This window comes from Ileibacterium valens (assembly GCF_001945525.1).
In the GTDB taxonomy this organism is placed as follows: Bacteria; Bacillota_I; Bacilli_A; order Erysipelotrichales; family Erysipelotrichaceae; genus Ileibacterium; species Ileibacterium valens.
In genome coordinates, this window is sequence record NZ_MPJW01000090.1 from 1 (window position 1) to 17,902 (window position 17,902).

General features: G+C 40.1%; 16 protein-coding genes and 1 riboswitch. Of the genes, 15 read left to right on the top strand and 1 reads right to left on the bottom strand.

The features are described from left to right. A partial coding sequence (gene tnpA / locus BO222_RS03680) for an IS66 family insertion sequence element accessory protein TnpA (protein ID WP_198931989.1) occupies positions 1-247 on the bottom strand: 247 nt, incomplete at its 3' end. Positions 248-768: 521 nt separating this feature from the next. Between tnpA and BO222_RS03685 the strand changes: the two genes are divergently transcribed. The 15 genes from BO222_RS03685 (at position 769) to BO222_RS03755 (ending at position 17,841) form a co-directional block, all read left to right on the top strand. Further along, positions 769-1,755: a PTS sugar transporter subunit IIB gene (locus BO222_RS03685; RefSeq protein ID WP_075818452.1), complete on the top strand. Its 987-nt coding sequence runs from the start codon at positions 769-771 to the stop codon at positions 1,753-1,755. Between the two features lie 15 nt (positions 1,756-1,770). Next, on the top strand, positions 1,771-2,574 hold the full coding sequence (locus tag BO222_RS03690; RefSeq protein WP_075818454.1) for a PTS mannose/fructose/sorbose transporter subunit IIC: 804 nt from the start codon (positions 1,771-1,773) through the stop codon (positions 2,572-2,574). A gap of 19 nt (positions 2,575-2,593) precedes the next feature. After that, the gene (locus tag BO222_RS03695) at positions 2,594-3,526 is read left to right on the top strand and encodes a PTS system mannose/fructose/sorbose family transporter subunit IID (protein WP_075818456.1); all 933 of its coding nucleotides are present in this window, start codon (positions 2,594-2,596) and stop codon (positions 3,524-3,526) included. 56 nt (positions 3,527-3,582) lie between these two features. Next, entirely contained in the window at positions 3,583-3,963 is a 381-nt protein-coding gene (locus BO222_RS03700) for a DUF956 family protein (protein WP_075818457.1), read from the top strand. Between the two features lie 302 nt (positions 3,964-4,265). Then, entirely contained in the window at positions 4,266-5,384 is a 1,119-nt protein-coding gene (locus BO222_RS03705; RefSeq protein WP_075818459.1) for a GYF domain-containing protein, read from the top strand. Further along, positions 5,377-5,787, top strand: coding sequence for a DUF2752 domain-containing protein (locus tag BO222_RS14250; protein ID WP_075818461.1), 411 nt, complete (start codon positions 5,377-5,379; stop codon positions 5,785-5,787). The genes BO222_RS03705 and BO222_RS14250 overlap by 8 nt, the downstream gene beginning before the upstream one ends. A 76-nt stretch (positions 5,788-5,863) precedes the next feature. Next, positions 5,864-7,942, top strand: coding sequence for a DUF6077 domain-containing protein (locus tag BO222_RS03715; RefSeq protein ID WP_075818463.1), 2,079 nt, complete (start codon positions 5,864-5,866; stop codon positions 7,940-7,942). A 180-nt stretch (positions 7,943-8,122) separates the two neighbouring features. After that, the gene (locus BO222_RS03720) at positions 8,123-9,490 is read left to right on the top strand and encodes a sodium-dependent transporter (RefSeq protein WP_075818464.1); all 1,368 of its coding nucleotides are present in this window, start codon (positions 8,123-8,125) and stop codon (positions 9,488-9,490) included. 344 nt (positions 9,491-9,834) lie between these two features. Next, a riboswitch (Lysine riboswitch) is annotated at positions 9,835-10,000 on the top strand. 56 nt (positions 10,001-10,056) lie between these two features. After that, entirely contained in the window at positions 10,057-10,905 is an 849-nt protein-coding gene (locus BO222_RS03725; RefSeq protein WP_075818466.1) for a transporter substrate-binding domain-containing protein, read from the top strand. A 5-nt stretch (positions 10,906-10,910) separates the two neighbouring features. After that, the gene (locus tag BO222_RS03730; protein WP_075818468.1) at positions 10,911-11,639 is read left to right on the top strand and encodes an amino acid ABC transporter permease; all 729 of its coding nucleotides are present in this window, start codon (positions 10,911-10,913) and stop codon (positions 11,637-11,639) included. Further along, entirely contained in the window at positions 11,636-12,394 is a 759-nt protein-coding gene (locus tag BO222_RS03735) for an amino acid ABC transporter ATP-binding protein (protein WP_420537272.1), read from the top strand. The genes BO222_RS03730 and BO222_RS03735 overlap by 4 nt, the downstream gene beginning before the upstream one ends. Before the next feature lie 242 nt (positions 12,395-12,636). Beyond that, positions 12,637-14,229: a 2,3-bisphosphoglycerate-independent phosphoglycerate mutase gene (gene gpmI, locus BO222_RS03740; protein WP_075818470.1), complete on the top strand. Its 1,593-nt coding sequence runs from the start codon at positions 12,637-12,639 to the stop codon at positions 14,227-14,229. A 550-nt stretch (positions 14,230-14,779) separates the two neighbouring features. Continuing rightward, positions 14,780-15,472, top strand: coding sequence for a serine hydrolase (locus BO222_RS03745; RefSeq protein ID WP_158024550.1), 693 nt, complete (start codon positions 14,780-14,782; stop codon positions 15,470-15,472). Between the two features lie 99 nt (positions 15,473-15,571). Continuing rightward, positions 15,572-16,276 carry an HAD family hydrolase gene (locus BO222_RS03750; protein WP_075818474.1) on the top strand — a complete coding sequence of 235 codons (705 nt, stop codon included), beginning with the start codon at positions 15,572-15,574 and terminating at the stop codon, positions 16,274-16,276. Positions 16,277-16,578: 302 nt separating this feature from the next. Beyond that, positions 16,579-17,841 (top strand): peptidoglycan bridge formation glycyltransferase FemA/FemB family protein, encoded by a 1,263-nt coding sequence (locus BO222_RS03755; protein WP_075818476.1) that lies wholly within the window; start codon positions 16,579-16,581, stop codon positions 17,839-17,841. Positions 17,842-17,902 lie beyond the last annotated feature (61 nt).

Consider the following 17,902-nt stretch of genomic DNA (forward strand, 5'->3'; position numbering starts at 1 on the left):
CGACAGACAGAGTAATAGCGGCAGAGTTTTCTGCGACAGCAGCGACATCAATCTCTACAAACTCTATTCCTTCAGCTTTCGCAGACCTTTCCAATCTGCGTTTCCAGTAGCCAAAAGAGGTATAGATCAAGCCATTCTTCTGGCAGAACTCCTTCTGAGAAAGTCCGGACAGGTGATAAGCCTGAACCTGTCTGGTCCAGAATTCCCGGTTTCCTTTTCTGGTTGACGCATAGTGATAATTCGGCATAATGAAAAATCCTCCAGTTTCGTTGTAGATAATCTAACAACGGTCACCGGAGGGTTTAACCCCGTCAAATATAAAGAACTTACTTTAAAATCTGTCAACGGTAAATGAAAGCGATATCATAATTGATTCTAAGAAGCTAAGAATTCATCTCATTTGTATTATCAATAGCATAATTTAGATGAAATTTTTTTGGGATATGAAGCAGAATAATATCACACAATTATATGGGCAAAAGGCTTGAAAGAAAGCGTATTATTGGTATTTAAAACGTTTCATTCCGGCAATTGTATGGTATTTTAAAATAAATTATGTGAATAATGTGTTTGGAATAAGTTTTTTTAATTTTTTATCCCATATTTTCGCGTGATTAATTGAAATATGTTCAGCATAGCTTAAGATAAAAGGGAATAACAATTACTCAGAAAGTTGCGCTGAATTTGTAATTCTCCAGGCAATGAAAGAGCTTAATTCAGATGAATAATTTGCTGTTTCGGTGCCTGAAAGTAAAGGAGGAAAATTTAATGGTAGGAATTATCCTTGCCAGTCATGGTGAATTTGCCAATGGAATCAAGCAGTCCAGCGAGATGATTTTTGGCCAGCAGCCTGACGTGCAAGCCGTTGTTCTGATGCCCAGTGAAGGACCAGATCAGTTCCGGAAAAAACTTGAAGATGCTATTGCAAGCTTATCCAATCAGGAACAGGTTCTGATTTTGTGCGATCTCTGGGGCGGAACTCCATTCAACCAGTCCAGTGCCGTCATTAAAGGACATGAAGACACTTGGGCTATTGTTACTGGCATGAACCTTCCAATGATCATCGAAGCCTATGCTCAGAGACTTGGAAGTGATGATGCTCATGAAATCGCAACACACATCTGCAAAACTGGTGCGGAAGGATGCAAGACTCTTCCAGAATCTCTGCAGCCTGAAACAGAAGGTGCCGCTCCGGCAGCTGCAGCACCAGTCGCTCAGGGAGCTATCCCTGAAGGCACTGTATTAGGAGACGGACATATTAAATATGTACTGGCTCGTGTCGATTCCCGTCTGCTGCATGGTCAGGTTGCAACTGCCTGGACCAAAGCGGTAAACCCGGATCGTATCATCGTTGTATCTGATGGCGTAGCTCATGATGATTTACGTAAATCATTGATTGAACAGGCGGCTCCTCCAGGAGTAAAAGCCAATGTTGTTCCAATCGCTAAAATGATTCAGGTCGCTAAAGACCCACGTTTTGGTGCTACAAAAGCCATGCTGCTCTTTGAAAATCCTGAAGACGCTTTGAAAGTTATTGATGCTGGAGCAGACATTAAGGAACTGAATATCGGTTCCATGGCTCACTCTCTTGGTAAAGTCGTTGTTAATAATGCAATTGCACTTGGCAAGGAAGATGTTGAGACATTCAAAAAACTGAAAGAAAAAGGAATTAAGTTCGATGTCCGTAAAGTACCGGCAGATTCCAAAGATAATATGGATAACCTGGTGGCCAAGGCGGAAGCTGAACTGAAATAAACCTCAGGAGGATATATGAATATTATTCAGATGATATTAATCGTTCTTATCGCCTTCCTGGCCGGTTGCGAAGGTATCCTGGATGAATTCCAGTTCCATCAGCCTCTGGTTGCATGTACCTTAATCGGTCTGGTTATGGGCGGCGATAACCTGACAGCCTGCGTAATGCTTGGCGGTCAGCTGCAGATGATTGCTCTTGGATGGGCAAACGTTGGTGCAGCCGTAGCTCCGGATGCCGCATTGGCAGCCACCGCTTCAGCCATAATCCTTGTTCTTGGCGGACAGGGCGTCAATGGTGTTTCTACTGCAATTGCTGTAGCCGTTCCTCTGGCTGTAGCTGGTCTGTTCCTGACCATGGTCTGCCGTACCCTTTCTGTACCTATCGTTCACAGAATGGATGCTGAAGCAGCTAAAGGAAATATTAAAGGTCTTGAAATGTGGCATCTGTTTGGAATCCTGATTCAAGGTCTCCGTATTATGATTCCATGTGCAGCTCTGCTGTTTATTCCAGCTGATGTGGTTCAGAATGCTCTGAACTCCATGCCAGCCTGGCTGACTGATGGTATGGCCATTGGTGGAGGAATGGTTGTAGCTGTTGGTTATGCAATGGTTATCAACATGATGGCTAATAAAGAAGTATGGCCATTCTTTGCTCTTGGTTTTGCCCTCGCCGCACTTTCTCAGTTAACTCTGATTGCTTTAGGTGTTATCGCAGTTGCTCTGGCTCTGATTTACCTTCAGCTTTCTGAAAACAAAGGAACCGGTGCTGGCGGTTCTGTATCAGGTGACCCTCTCGGGGATATCCTGAACGATTACTAGGTCTGAAGGGAGAATAAAAATGACACAGAATGTGAATACTACCGAGAAAAAATATTCTCTCGATAAGAAAACCCGTCAGAGCGTAATGTGGCGTTCAACATGGCTTCAGGGTTCCTGGAACTATGAACGTATGCAAAATGGTGGCTGGTGCTTTGCAATGGTGCCAGTGATCCGCAAGCTTTATCCAAAAAAAGAAGACCAGGTTGAAGCAATGAAGCGTCATATGGAGTTCTTCAATACTCATCCATATGTTGCCAGCCCAATTCTGGGTGTAACCATGGCTCTTGAAGAAGAAAGAGCGAATGGCGCACCAGTTGATGATGCAGCCATCCAGGGTGTTAAAGTCGGTATGATGGGACCTCTGGCTGGTATTGGAGACCCAGTATTCTGGTTTACAGTAAGACCTCTGCTGGCTGCCATGGGTGCTTCTCTGGCCATGTCCGGAAACATCATGGGACCAATCCTGTTCTTCGTTCTCTGGAACGTAATTCGTATTGCCTTCATGTGGTATACACAGGAATTTGGTTACAAGGCAGGATCTGCAATCGCTTCTGATATGTCCGGTGGACTTTTACAGAAGGTTACTAAAGGATCATCCATCCTTGGTATGTTTGTTCTTGGTGCGCTGATTGAACGTTGGGTAAACGTAACATTCACACCAACAGTTTCTACTGTTCAGCTGCAGGAAGGTGCCTATATTGACTGGGCTAATCTGCCTGCAGGTTCAGAAGGAATCCGTACGGCTTTAGAGCAGCAGGCTGCTGGTCTGTCCTTAAGTCCTGAAAAAGTGACTACGCTGCAGCAGAACCTGAATGATCTGATCCCTGGACTTGTTCCTCTGTTACTGACCCTGCTTTGCTGCTGGCTGCTGAAGAAGAAAGTTTCTCCAATCGTCATCATCATCGCTCTGTTCCTGGTTGGTATCCTTGGACATCTTGCCCATATTCTTTAATCAGGTGATAAGGTTTTATGAACTGATCTGTATTTATCCAGAAAGGGGACATTGTTTTGGTACAGTCGATTAATCACAAGGCTGACTTTGTTGTTAAGGGAACATCTTTTTCCGGATTTGCCGATTATGGACAAATCATGGTAGGAGATCAGGCTTTTGAATTTTATTCGGATCGAAATGTACAAAAAAATATTCAGATCCCCTGGGATGAAGTGGATGTAGTGATTGCAGCGGTATATTTTAAGGGAAAGTATATTCCAAGAATCGGTTTAAAAACGAAATCGGATGGAACTTTCATGTTTTCTGCAAGAGAACCAAAGAAGCTTCTGCATTACATCAACCAATATATTCCGGCAGATCGAATGTACAGATCCTGGACTTTCTTTGAGGTTGTTAAAAAGAATTTTCAGAATCGTCATAAATCATCAAAATCTTGAAATTGAAAAGAACAGCGAAAGCTGTTCTTTTTGCTTTTTGGCTGCTCATTTTTTTCAAGAAACTGAACATACATTCTGAATCTATTCGATATCCTTAGAAATTGTTGTCTAATTCTTAAGAAACTTTTGCGATAAATTGTCGATCAATCCGGCATAATATTCATGAAGTTGAAAAGAGCGTAGGATTTTGAGCTCATTTAAATACGATTTTGGAATAAAATGAAAATCTGTTGAATCGTTTTACAGACAAGAAAGATGTTTCTATCGTTCGTACTAGATTAAGTAGATTGTGAGGAATAAATATGAAATGTAAAAATTGCGGTTACGAGAATATGGATGAAGCCAATTTTTGTATTAACTGCGGTACAAAGATTGAAAAAGATGAATCAAACTCTGATGATAAAGTTTCTCTGGATCTGAATAAGGAAGCTGACCAATTGATTACAGTAGATCAGAATAAAGAACCTGTCTCTATAGATGATGATGTAGAGCAGAATTCCAATAGCGATGAAGCAAGTGATGATCAGATCACTCCAGAATGGCATTTCGTTGAAAATAAGGAATCCGTTGGGCCATTCAAGCAAAGTCAAATGGTTGAATTCTATCAACAGGGAAGAATTACAGATTCTACCTATGTTTGGACACAGGGCATGAGCAACTGGGTTCATCTTGCAGATACTTCTCTTATGGGGCTGATAAATGAATCGAAGGCGGCCAAAGAAGAACACTATCCTGAGAAAACCTTGGATCAGATTCAAAAAGAAACTGAAACTTTTGATACTTCATATAATGACTACAGTCAGTCTGAACCGAATAAATCGGAAGACTGGTTTTACGTCGATAACGGTAAATCGGCAGGGCCTTATTCACAGGAAGCTATGATTTCATTAATCAATAATGGGGTCCTGAATCCGGCTTCGTACGTCTGGAAAGAAGGAATGAATGACTGGACACGTTTAGATCAATCAAATTTGAGCGCTTTTATTCCCAGAAATACAAGAAGCTCTGATTCTGATTATTCTTCATCTCAGACCTATCAGAATCAGTATGAAACGCCAATTTCAAACACTGTAATTACTCATTCGGTAATTCTATACATCTTACTGAGTATACTGACCTGCGGTATCTGGTATTTCGTTTGGGTTTATATGCTGGCTCGTGATATTAACTTGATTGCTGCCCGTCAGCAAAAACCAAAAGGACTCGATCCAGTGCTGTCGTTTATCCTTATCCTGCTTTCCTGTGGTGTATTCCAGATTTTCTTCTTCTGGAAAGAAGAAAATGTACTTGCCCAGTTCAGAGCAAGAAATTATCAGGTTCAGAACCAGTCGATTCTAACTGGGCTGCTGGCTATATTCTGTCCATTAGCTTCCGCTGCTATTATTCAGGATCAGCTGAATTGTCTGATTAAATATGAATAAGGAAAAGAACATTCAAAAGCAAACAGACAACTATAATATTCCAGACCTTCCGTTTACTGATCGTAAGGCTCATGAAAGCAATAAAGGAAAGCAGAGAGTTGAAGCTGCTTTCCTTTTCTTCGTGATCGGCCTGGTTGTGTTTGTTTTTGGCTATCATTGTCCGATCCGTTATATTACTGGGATCGATTGTCCAGGATGCGGAATGACAAGAGCTTTACTGGCTTTGTTGAAGGGAGATTTGGCAGCATCAATCGCCTTTCATCCCTTTTTACTGCCATCTATTCTGTTATTTGGAATGACAGTGGTATCTTATTTAAAATCAAATAAAAAAGCAGCGGAAATTTGTTTGTATATCTGGAGTGCAGGAATGCTCATTTGTTGGATAATAAAGCTTGTAAACTGAACGATATACATTAGGTGAAATATCTATATAATCTTCAGTTTTACTGCTTATCTTAAAGAATTAGGAGCTGACGGTAATGAACTGGATACTTACAATATTATTCCTGGTTGTCTTCAGTCTGCTGAATATATCAGGAGGATCAGCACTACTGCAGGCGAGTGGTTACAACAATAATTCAAAAATGAAGAGTTGGATTATTGGTTATTTCGCAATGTTTTTTATTTTGTTTTTTCCTGGACAGTTGGCTATTCATTTTCATATATCCTGGAATTTGTATGTGATTATCAGCCTGATTTTATTAGCTGGCTTTTATGCTTACTCGATCTGGTTTCTTTTTAAAAATAAAAAAACTACCCTATCATTTAAGAAACTGAAATTTGATCAATATATACATAAAAGTATAAAGTTTATATTCGATTATTGGCTTTTAATAGTATTCGTAGCCCTGTTTATGGCTTTTTCAATTGCTAATCAGCTTGCCTATTTGTCTATGAATTATGATGACGCTTATTACATTGGAAAGATGGTTGATCAGATAGGTTCAGCAAGCATGATGATGGAAAACTATGCGGATGGGGGACTAGACCCGTTAATTAATCTGGATTTTGCCCGTGTGATGAATACTTATGAAATATCATATGCATTACTTGCATGGATTTCAGGGATTTATCCGGTGTTTTTCATGAGAGTAACTATGGCTGTCTGTTCTTATATGTTATTTAGCTTTTCTTTAATGTGTATCGCCAGACAGTTTTTACCTGTGAGCATTAGGCAATTTGTTCTAACTCCTTTCTTTTTGTTTTTATTGCCACAGGGCTTTTTTATGGAAATGCTGCCGGATAACCTGGTCTTTTATTCGTATGATTTGTGGCAGTTTACGAATGCGGCTTATTATGGCTCCTCTGTGGTTCGCATGAGTGGGATTTTCGTTCTGTACTATTTTGCTTATCCGATGATTTCCAAATTTAGCTTCAGAAAACTTTTGATTGTTGCAATGTTAACATTATCGTTGACTTCGTTTTCAACAATAGCGGTGAGCCTTTTTATATGTTTTGCTTCAGCAATGGTTTTAATCAAATGTTATTCATCTCTGGTTAAAAGTATCAAAAATCGAAAATGGATTATATTCATACTATCCTTGATAATCAGCGCAGCTTTGATCTACATTGGATGCAGGTTAAATTCAATCACTGAGCTCAATGAAAAAATGCAGCGCTTTTTGCAGATCACGGAACAATCAGTCGAAAGATTCTATTCCAAAGATCCGTTTACGTTTTATAGCTGGATACTTATTCCATTATTGTTAATTTTTAGCTGGCGTAAGTCTGGTTTATATCTCTCATTGTATGCACTGGTATTCTTTTTAATTTTGCTTCCGTTTAGAGCAACGTTGTTACAGTTCTTAATGAGTTGTGGGGTTTTATTTGTATATAGGCGGGTATTGGCAAGCTATCAGTATCTGATGGTTTTTATATTTGGATTGAGTATTCTTTTGATTCTGTACTGGCCAAGTCGATGGATGAAAAAGATCAGTTGGATGAAAAAGACCAATTGGATCATCCCAGCTGTTCTTAGCATAATCACTATTCTTGGAACAATTCAAACTTTCGTAACCAATCAGGAGGCTTTTAAGAACGATATAAAATTCAACGGAAGCGGAATCAGCAAGTATGGATGGGATTTTTCTCGTCTTCTGAATTTTGATGAGAATATGGTACCGCCATTTATTAAAGATCTGGGAGATGAAATAAAAAAGATTAATGAACCGAGAATTCGGTTATATACGCAAGCCCTGTATAGTCCTGGTGATAATGGAGAAAATTACGGTCTTAGTCCTGGAAATTTACTGGCGATTTCTTCAAAACCGGCTGTACTTAATTTAGGTGGTCATTTAGGAATAGATCCAGAAGATTTTAAACGTATTGAATCATTTATAGCAGCTGGCAATTATTCGGAAGAATTTTTGAGTCTTCTTGAGAAAAATAACGTCCCTTATTTTTTATCCACAAATGAAGATGCGTCTATAGCATTACAACAGCTTGGGGCTGAAGAGCTATTTTCTATACCTATGACAGAAAACAATAAAGCAAAATTATACAGATTTAATTGGATTTCAAGTGAAGCACCGACTGAATCGAATCAATCTATTCGATAATGAATACATTAAGCCAGTTAACACCCGTTTAGCTAAAGCACAATACATAAATATCTTCAAAGGCTTAAGTTTTCCGGACAACTCTTGGATCGGTAAAAATTTTCCCTGTTTGCCTTGAAAGAATTCCGGTATGATTTAATCGCTTATGATCTTGTGGTAAACAGGACGAGGAGAGAGATTATGGAGCGTGAAAAGCTTGGATCGCGTCTGGGCTTTATTCTGCTTTCTGCCGGTTGTGCAATTGGCATTGGCAACGTATGGAAATTTCCGTATGTAGCTGGGCAGAATGGCGGAGCGATTTTTATTCTGATTTACCTGTTTTTCCTGGTAATTCTTGGGCTGCCTGTTATGACTATGGAATTTGCGATGGGCCGAAGCGCGCAGAAGTCCGTTGTTCAGATTTATCAGAAATTGACGCCTAATAAGAAAAACTGGTTCTGGCATGGTAAAGCAGCACTTGCTGGCAATTACCTGTTGATGATGTTTTATACGACTGTATGCGGCTGGATGCTTAAATATTTCATCGATACATGTTCCGGACAGTTTGTTGGTCTGAATACTGAAGAAGTCAGCAGTCGATTTGCAGAGATGATCGCCAATCCCTGGTCGCTCATCATTTGTATGGGAATTGTTGTAGTGGCTGGATTTGCAGTCTGTGCGGTTGGTTTACAGAATGGACTGGAACGAATAACCAAGTGGATGATGCTGGCTCTGCTTTGCATTATGGTATTTATGGCTATCAATTCAGTGATCACACCTGGTTCAGAAGAAGGAATCCGTTTTTATTTGATGCCGGATTTCCAAAAAGCCGAAGCGGTTGGCTGGGGTAATGTCATTGTCAATGCGATGAATCAGGCTTTCTTTACCCTGTCACTGGGTGTAGGAGCAATGGCGATTTTTGGATCCTACATTGAAAAAGATCACTCTTTGCTGTCGGAATCGGTCAATGTAGCCTGTTTGGATACATTCGTCGCTATTACAGCAGGGCTGATTATAATTCCTTCCTGTTTCGCTTTTCAGGTGGAAGTCACTGCAGGCCCCTCTTTGATTTTTATCACTTTGCCCAATATTTTCAACGCGATGCCTTTAGGAAGATTCTGGGGCAGCCTGTTTTTTGTGTTTATGAGTTTTGCAGCTTTTTCTACAGTGCTTGCAGTCTTTGAAAACATCATTTCGGCAACGATGGATCTGACTGGATGGAGCAGAAAAAAATCATGCCTGATCAATTGTGGTCTGGTCTTCGTGCTTTCGCTGCCATGCGCACTGGGATTCAATGTTCTTTCCTGGATTGAACCCCTGAAAGCCGGAAATACAATTCTAGATTTTGAGGATTTTCTTGTTTCAAACATTCTCCTGCCGCTTGGTTCTCTCATCTTTGTGATCTATTGCACTCACTCTCTTGGTTGGGGATGGGATAGCTTTGTTAAGGAGGCCAATACAGGAAAAGGAATAAAAATTCCTGAATGGATGAAGTTTTACTGCGCATGGATTCTGCCAGCGGTTATTTTATTGCTGTTTATTGTTGGTCTGATGACTTACTTTCAGTAGTCCTGCTCAGAATGAAATTCAGACGGTCAGAAAGTTTGGAATGTTGTTCTAAATTTCTGGCAGATGAAAAATGGAAATGAACAGAATCAATTCTGAAATGAAAAGATTCTGTTCATTTTTTTGCGTTATTTCTCAATGCCATTGATTCAGGAAGCAGACTTGAATAGCTGAATGATCTTCGATTGCTTTCGCTCTTAGCTTATTCCCATGTAAAGATAAGAATCTGAATACTCTTGATGATCAAATCTATCATATTTGTTTTTGCGTAGTGGGCACAATAGCCGTTGTCCTTCATTGACACTCAGTTATCGACTTTATATAATCAATGAAGAAAATTGATGAAATAAAAAGATAGAGGCAGCGATGCAGATGAGTACTTTTTGGAGAAGGCATTCGATGAAAAGAAGGAAAGGCAATCATCGCCGAAAAGAAAGAAATGGCAGTTTCGTTCTTTGGTACCTGGGGGAATACCTCATGTACTCCTTCAGTCGAAGAGGAGTTATCTTAATAATTACTTGTTGACTGTGGGTACCACAGTTTTTTTATTTCCTGTAAAGGAGAAAAAGATGAAAAAGATGTTCTGGGCAGCCAGCTGTGCTGCCATCCTGCTTGTGGGATGCTCGTCTTCTCAACCTACAGAAGATGCTTCTGCAGACAATGCTTCGGATGCTTCAAAGGGAACCTTTACTGTCGGAATGGAATGTGACTATGCTCCGTTCAACTGGCAGACAGCTGAGGAAGGAGAGACAGCCGTTTCTCTTGGAACTGGAGCTGGTTATTGTGATGGCTACGATGTAGTCGTGTCGAAAGCAATTGCCGATAACATGGGTAAAGAGCTGGTCATTAAGAAAGTAAACTGGGATGGACTGCAGCCAGCAGTAGAATCCGGTGAAATTGATGCCATTATTGCTGGTATGACCGCTAATGATGAACGTGAAGAAGGTCTTGATTTCACAACTCCATATTATGGATCTGAAATGGTTATGATCGTTAAAAAGGGATCTGAAGCTGAAAACTTTAAGGATATTCAGGACTTTTCCGGCTGGAAAGTAATCGGTCAGAAAAACACGAACTATGATGATGTAATCGACCAGATTGAAGGAGTTGATCATGTGACTCCAAAATCAAAATATCCAGAACTCATTCTGGCTCTTCAGGCAGGAGAAGCCGATGCGATTACTGCTGAACTTCCTGTAGCTAAAGGAATCGTAGCCGCAAATGATGATCTGACATACATCACTTTTGATGAAGGAAAAGGTTTTGACGTAGATACAACTGTATCCATCGGGATGAAAAATGATTCAAGAGATTCTGAACTTTTCAAATCTGTTCAGGCAGCTCTTGATCAGATCGATGAAGATACCCGAGGCGACTGGATGCTTGAGTCTGTAGACCGCGCACCTACTGGTGAATAAAATTCATGAAAGTTGATTTAGGATACGCCTGGTCGATATTACTGAAATCCTGGCCCATGTTCTGGTACGGCATTAAAATTACCGTCGCCTTTGCTGTTGTCGGAACAGTCTTTGGATTTCTGATCGGTCTGATTATTGGAGCGATTCGAGGGATGCCAGTAGATCCTCTCGATTCACCATTCAAAAAAGCGCTGAAAAAATTTGGTCAGATGATTACTGGCTTATACATCTGGGTCTTCCGTGGAACCCCAATGATGATACAGGCCTGCTTTATCTATTATCTGCTGCGCCCAATTATCCATTGGGATGCTATTACAGCCGGTTTTGTTATTATTTCTATTAATACAGGAGCCTATATGGCTGAGATCTTGCGCTCAGGTATCCAATCCGTTGATCCTGGACAGACTGAAGCGGCTAAATCCTTAGGAATGACAAATCTTCAGACGATGATTCATGTTATTTTCCCTCAGGCGATTAAGAATACTTTCCCTGCAATCGGAAACCAGTTAGTCGTAAACCTGAAGGATTCCTGTATGATGAACGCGATTTCGGTGACCGAGCTGTTCTTCCAGTCCTCTTCAATTGCTGGAACAAATATGAAGTTTGTTGAAGTCTATCTGGTTACTGCAATTCTGTACCTGATTTTAACAACTCTGGCTACCTGGATTCTTAACGTGATTGAAAGAAGAATGAATAAGACCAAAACAGTTGCTTTAAAGGAGATGTCTGCATGATGGATCCCATTATTAAAGTTGAACACTTAAAAAAGCATTTTGGAGATCTCGAAGTGCTCGATGATATTGATTTTTCTGTCAATAAAGGGGAAGTTATTTCGATTATCGGCTCAAGCGGCAGCGGCAAAAGCACCTTGCTTCGATGCATTAACCTGCTTGAGATCCCTGATGGAGGAACGATCTCGTTTCATGGAAAAAATATCCTTGATAAGGACCGCAATCTGACGGATTATCGTTCAAAAGTCGGAATGGTCTTTCAATCCTTCAATCTTTTTAATAATAAAAACGTAATCGATAACTGTATCATTGGACAGCGTCAGGTATTAAAACGCTCCAAAGAAGAAGCCAGAAAAATTGCTGAAGGTCATCTTCAGCGGGTTGGCATGTCAAATTTCCTGAATCACGCTTCTACAAAACTATCTGGAGGACAAAAACAGCGAGTGGCAATTGCCAGAGCTTTATCAATGGATCCAGAAGTGCTTCTCTTTGATGAACCGACCAGTGCCCTTGACCCTGAAATGGTCGGGGAAGTTCTCGAAGTTATGAAAGATCTGGCCAGAAATGGTCTTACCATGGTCGTAGTCACTCATGAAATGCAATTTGCCAGAGACGTTTCAGACCGGGTGATCTTTATGGATAAAGGAGTTATTGCTGAACAGGGTACTCCGGAAGAAGTTTTTGAAAATCCAAAAAATGAAAGAACTCGTCAGTTTCTTTCCCGTTATTCCTCAGCTGGAGTTTCGGATAAGAACTGATCATCTGCTGATCTGTTCTGGATTTTGCGGACGGTCAGAATCGAAGAAACAATCAGCGGGTCATTAAAATTTTATTCAACAAAAGCAAAGGGATGAGGTTGTCTTCATCCCTTTTGTTTTGATATTTGGGGACATGATCGTTTGAAAGTTGATAAGTTGTTCTGAAAATTCTGCTTATGAGAAGAGAGAACGTTTATAATAAAAAGAGAACAGATATATTTGAAATTATAAGGAGGATATTCATGGAAAAAAGACCTGTTGTTCTGGTTGTCATGGACGGCGTAGGCGTTTCTGATAACGAACTGGGCAATGCAGTAAAAATGGCTTATAAACCAAATCTGGACGAACTTTGGAATAACTGCCCGCATACAGTATTAAGAGCTCATGGGCTTGCTGTCGGCTTGCCATCTGATTCAGATATGGGTAACTCTGAAGTCGGCCATAACGCCATTGGCTGCGGACAGATTTATTCTCAGGGGGCGAAACTGGTTAACGAAAATATCGAATCCGGTGCAATGTTTGATTCAGCTACCTGGAAAGATCTGGTTGAAAACGTAAAAGCAAATGATTCAGTTCTGCATTTCCTTGGACTGCTCTCGGATGGAAATGTTCATTCCCACATTAACCATCTCAAGGCAATGATCGAAGAAGCAAAAAAAGAAGGCGTAAAGAAAGTACGCGTTCATATTCTTCTTGATGGCCGCGATGTTCCTGAAACCAGTGCATTAACATATGTTGATGATATTGAAAACTTCATGAACGCATTGAATGATGATCAGTTTGATGCTGAGATTGCGTCTGGCGGTGGAAGAATGCAGATTACCATGGACCGTTATGAAGCCAACTGGCCAATGGTTGAAGCTGGCTGGAAAATTCATGTTCTTGGTGAAGGAAGAACTTTCCCATCAGCAACTGAAGCCATTGAAACGTACCGCAATGAGTCCGGTGTAGTCGACCAGGATCTTCCAGGATTCGTGATTGTTGATGCCGAAGGCAATCCTAAAGGAACAATTAACGATAAAGATTCAGTCATTCTTTATAACTTCCGTGGTGACCGTGCTCAGGAAATTTCATTAGCATTTGATGGGGATGAAACATTTGATAAATTTGACCGTGTAAAAGTACCAGATGTAAAATTTGCCGGTATGCTGCAATACGATGCGGATTTACAGATTCCGAAGCATTATCTTACTGAACCACCAAAAATCAACTACACATTAACCGAACAGCTCGTCAAGGATGGCATCAGCGAATACGCTATTTCCGAAACTCAGAAGTATGGACATGTGACTTATTTCTGGAATGGAAACCGTTCAGGTAAATTCGATGAAGATCTTGAAGTTTATGAAGAAATCGAATCGGATGTTATTCCATTTGAGCAGCGTCCATGGATGAAATCGGCTCAGATTACTGACAAACTGTGCGATGCCATTCGTTCCGGTAAATATGATTTCCTCAGAACCAACTATCCTAACGGAGATATGGTCGGCCATACTGGAAATCTTGAAGCAACGATCATTGGTGTTGAATCCGTTGACTTGGCTTTAGGACGTGTCATTAAAGCAGTAAAAGATGTCAATGGAATCCTCATGGTTACGGCTGACCATGGAAATGCCGATGAAATGTATGAAAAACCAAAGAAGAAAGATGCTCCTTTAAAAGCAAAGACTTCTCATACATTGAACAAAGTTCCATTTATTATTTATAATTTCGACTGCACATTAAAACAGGATGACGATCTTGGACTTTCCAACATTGCTTCTACTGTCTGCCAGGTTCTGGGTGTTAAACCGAACGAACACTGGAGAGAGTCAATCATTGAAGAAGTAAAATAGTTCTTTATTTATGATGACAGGAAAAATTCTCTGAATGATTCTGCTGCAGAAATTAAATCCTGATGGCTTTCAAGAAGTCTTGCCTTTCATTCGTTAGGTAAGACTTCTTTTTTGTGATTTAGTGGCATGTTTGCGGTATGGATAATTGCTTTGACAGGATAGAAATTCTGAGCTTCTTACAGAGGATCATAAAAGACAAATTGATCCAGACTAAACATTTCGAAGAATAGTTTTAGTTCAAAAGAATAAATTCAGGACAATGATTTGTAAATCAGACCAAATTGAATAAAATTGTTAAAATTATGGGAGAAAAAGCCGGAAGATATTGAACTTACTTTCTGCATCTCTGTATTATAGAACAATGAAATCAATGGTCCTCAGCCTGATTTGTATGACACTGACATCTCCTTTTTCAAATCGGCTTTTCTATGAAATATCAGATTCGCAAGATTCGGAAATTCCTACCATAACGGAGCTTGACCGCTTAGTCGAAGACTCCATTTCCTTATGTGTGGGAACTTCATTTTCCATGAATAAGGCATCGAATACCATGAATGATTATATTGCCCTCAACCGTCCAGAAAAGCAAAACTGGTCTGTTTCAATCATTGACCTGAATACAGGACAGACCATCGGATACAGCGAATCTGAAAACCAGACTGCTGCCAGTTCAATCAAATTATTTGTTGCAGGCGCCGTCATGGAACATAGAGATAAGCTGTTAGAGAAATATTCAGAAAATCAGATCGACCAGCTTCTGAGATTGTCGTTGATTATTTCGGATAACGATTCAGCGACTCAGCTTATCTCCATGCTTGGCAGCGGGAATACCACCAAAGGAAAAGAAATAGTGAATAAATACTGCCAGGAGCATGGATTTGACTCGACTTTTCTAGGGATCCTTTTTTCAGGATTAGATCCGAGCGGAACCTATAACACCACCAGTGCAAAAGATACCGCCAGATTCATGGAAGAGATTTATCATCACCGTTTAGCCGGCAGTGAAAAAATTCTCGGATATCTGGCTGATTCTGAGCGGTTAGCAAAAATTCCTTCTGCCATTCCCGAAGGAATTGCAACGGCCAATAAAACCGGTGAGTTAAATAATACTCAAAATGATACCGCAATCGTCTATGCGAGAAGACCGTTTGTCATCAGCATTCTAATTGATGAAGCAGAATACAGTCGGGCAGCGATTGATATACAGGAGCTCACCAGACTGATTTATCCTTATTTCGAGTAAAATAATAACAATAACCAGCTGGTTATTGTTATTTAGATAGAACAGGACAGGCTCTCTTTGCAGAGCCTGTATTCATGTCAGAAAGGAATAATGCAATCTATGACGATTAAAACAATATTGTTTGATCTGGATGGAACCCTGCTCCCGATGGATCAGGAAGTGTTCATTAAATATTACTTTGGGGCGCTGGTAAAACATATGGAGCCTGAAGGATATGAGCCCAAAAAACTGATTGATTCAATCTGGAAGGGTACAGAAGCAATGGTTAAAAATCGCTCTTCAATGACTAATGAACAGGTCTTCTGGGATAAGATGAAGGAATTTTATGGAGATTCCGTGATGAAGGATCTGCCAAAATTTGAAGAATTCTATAAAACTTCCTTTCAGAATATTTCTGCAGTATGTCCCCCGGATCCTGAATCTGCTCCATTGATTAAACAGTTAAAAGAGCAGGGATATCAGCTGATTCTGGCTACGAATCCGATCTTTCCAGCAATCGCGACAAACAGTCGCATACGTTGGGGGAATCTCAATCCTGAAGATTTCGATCTGGTGACAACTTATGAGAATTCCTCCAGAGCAAAACCAAACCCTGAATATTTTCAGGAAATTCTTGAGAAGTTGAATCTGAATCCTGAAGAGTGCCTTGTGGTTGGAAATGATATGACTGAGGATCTTTGTGCCAGTAAGATTGGCCTACCCGTATTTATTCGTACAACTCACCTGATTAATAAGGAGAATCGTACTCTGGATTCTATTCCTCATGGCGATTTTAAAGAGTTGATTGAGTACTTATCTGTTTAAGACTGTTTCTGTAATAAATCCTGGAGAGCTCCTGATGTATGCGCTCTGAAATCAACCATCAGTTTCCTGCGATATAATAAAGACGCTGACAGAATGCGATCGTATTGAGTGGATTAAGAAGATCACAAAAATGATAAAAATGAATCAGTACAAGAACCAGGGAATCAGAAAATAGAAATTTTGTCAGCTAATAACTAAAGCAGCTATAGAAATAGAACTGATTTTTTTTACAGAAAGGGGGATACGGCAATTCCTCTGTACCTGACGTTTTATCTTAACGTCTGGGGTTTTATGCCGCACGAATGAAATTAACGATTAAAACGATTGATAATGACCAATATCTCGATTTTGGTCAGAAACAGGATAATTGGTCCTTTTTACATTCGATCGAGCAAAAAAGAAAATTACAGAACGGTCAATATGATACGTCGCTGATTGGCTTTGTCGATGAAAAAGACGAACTGAAGGCTGCCGCTTTAATTGCGAAGGCTCCGGTAGCTAAGATTTATCAGTACTGTCTGATTCCAGGTGGTATTCTGATGAATTATGAAGATGAAGAGTTAATTAAGGAAACCACAAAAACTTTAAAACCCTGGCTTGCCTCGCAAAACATTTTGTATATGCAGATGAGTCCCTACCTACCATTAATCGAAAGAGACCAGAATGGTCAGGTTGTAGAAGGTGGATTTGATCATACCAATATTCCTAAACTGTTTAAAAAAGCAGGATATAAATATCTTCCTCCTGAAAAAGGATATGATCTTTCAAAAGATCCGATGTGGATGTCAGTGCTTTATTTTGATGGTCGGGATATTGACACTCTTCTTAAGGATATGGATCAGCAGACTAGATGGTCGATCAATCGCGCTCGTAAGTTTGATCTGAGCATCAGAGAGGCAAGGAATGATGCCGATCTGAAAAAATTTACCGATATGATGATTCACACCGGGCAAAGAAACAACTTTGATGGTGGTGATGAAGACTATTATCGAAGAGAAATGGCCGCATGGCAGGACAATGCCGACTTGTTGCTGGCGTTTATGGAGCCTTCAAAAACCATTGAATCACAGGAACGCCTGAAAGAGGACAGTCAAAATGAGTTGGCGGAAGTAGAGAAGAAGCTTGAAGAAACTCCATCAAGCAAGAAGTTCAACAAGAAAAAGAAGGTCCTGCTTGAAGCCATTGAACTGGCTGACAAGAAAATTGATGAAGCACAAAAACTTTGTGAAAAATATGGAGATGAAATTTTGCTTGCCGGCTGTATTTTCCTGAATACAGTCAACGAGACGGTTTACATGCATTCTGGAGCTTACGATGAGTTCTTTAAATACAACGCTCCATTTGCCATTCATTATGAAGAAATTAAAAGAGCAATCGCAGCTGGAAGAAAATCTTACAATTTCTTTGGAATCAGTGGAAATTTTAACAAGGATGAAGAGGGATATTCACTTTTCGATTTTAAACGCGGATTTGGAAGTACGGTCGTAGAAAATATGGGAACTCTGATCCTGCCAGTCAAAGATATAGAATTTTCGATTTACAATCGTTTAAAAAAGGTCGTTTAGACTTTTTTGACATGAATTTATAATAAAAGCCGCTATCGTTCTGATTTAACATCAAGCGATA

Coding starts and splice junctions, on each gene's coding strand:
- BO222_RS03685 (WP_075818452.1), top strand. CDS start 769: ATGGTAGGAATTATCCTTGCCAGTCATGGTGAATTTGCCAATGGAATC.
- BO222_RS03690 (WP_075818454.1), top strand. CDS start 1,771: ATGAATATTATTCAGATGATATTAATCGTTCTTATCGCCTTCCTGGCC.
- BO222_RS03695 (WP_075818456.1), top strand. CDS start 2,594: ATGACACAGAATGTGAATACTACCGAGAAAAAATATTCTCTCGATAAG.
- BO222_RS03705 (WP_075818459.1), top strand. CDS start 4,266: ATGAAATGTAAAAATTGCGGTTACGAGAATATGGATGAAGCCAATTTT.
- BO222_RS14250 (WP_075818461.1), top strand. CDS start 5,377: ATGAATAAGGAAAAGAACATTCAAAAGCAAACAGACAACTATAATATT.
- BO222_RS03715 (WP_075818463.1), top strand. CDS start 5,864: ATGAACTGGATACTTACAATATTATTCCTGGTTGTCTTCAGTCTGCTG.
- BO222_RS03720 (WP_075818464.1), top strand. CDS start 8,123: ATGGAGCGTGAAAAGCTTGGATCGCGTCTGGGCTTTATTCTGCTTTCT.
- BO222_RS03725 (WP_075818466.1), top strand. CDS start 10,057: ATGAAAAAGATGTTCTGGGCAGCCAGCTGTGCTGCCATCCTGCTTGTG.
- BO222_RS03730 (WP_075818468.1), top strand. CDS start 10,911: ATGAAAGTTGATTTAGGATACGCCTGGTCGATATTACTGAAATCCTGG.
- BO222_RS03735 (WP_420537272.1), top strand. CDS start 11,636: ATGATGGATCCCATTATTAAAGTTGAACACTTAAAAAAGCATTTTGGA.
- gpmI (WP_075818470.1), top strand. CDS start 12,637: ATGGAAAAAAGACCTGTTGTTCTGGTTGTCATGGACGGCGTAGGCGTT.
- BO222_RS03745 (WP_158024550.1), top strand. CDS start 14,780: ATGAATGATTATATTGCCCTCAACCGTCCAGAAAAGCAAAACTGGTCT.
- BO222_RS03750 (WP_075818474.1), top strand. CDS start 15,572: ATGACGATTAAAACAATATTGTTTGATCTGGATGGAACCCTGCTCCCG.
- BO222_RS03755 (WP_075818476.1), top strand. CDS start 16,579: ATGAAATTAACGATTAAAACGATTGATAATGACCAATATCTCGATTTT.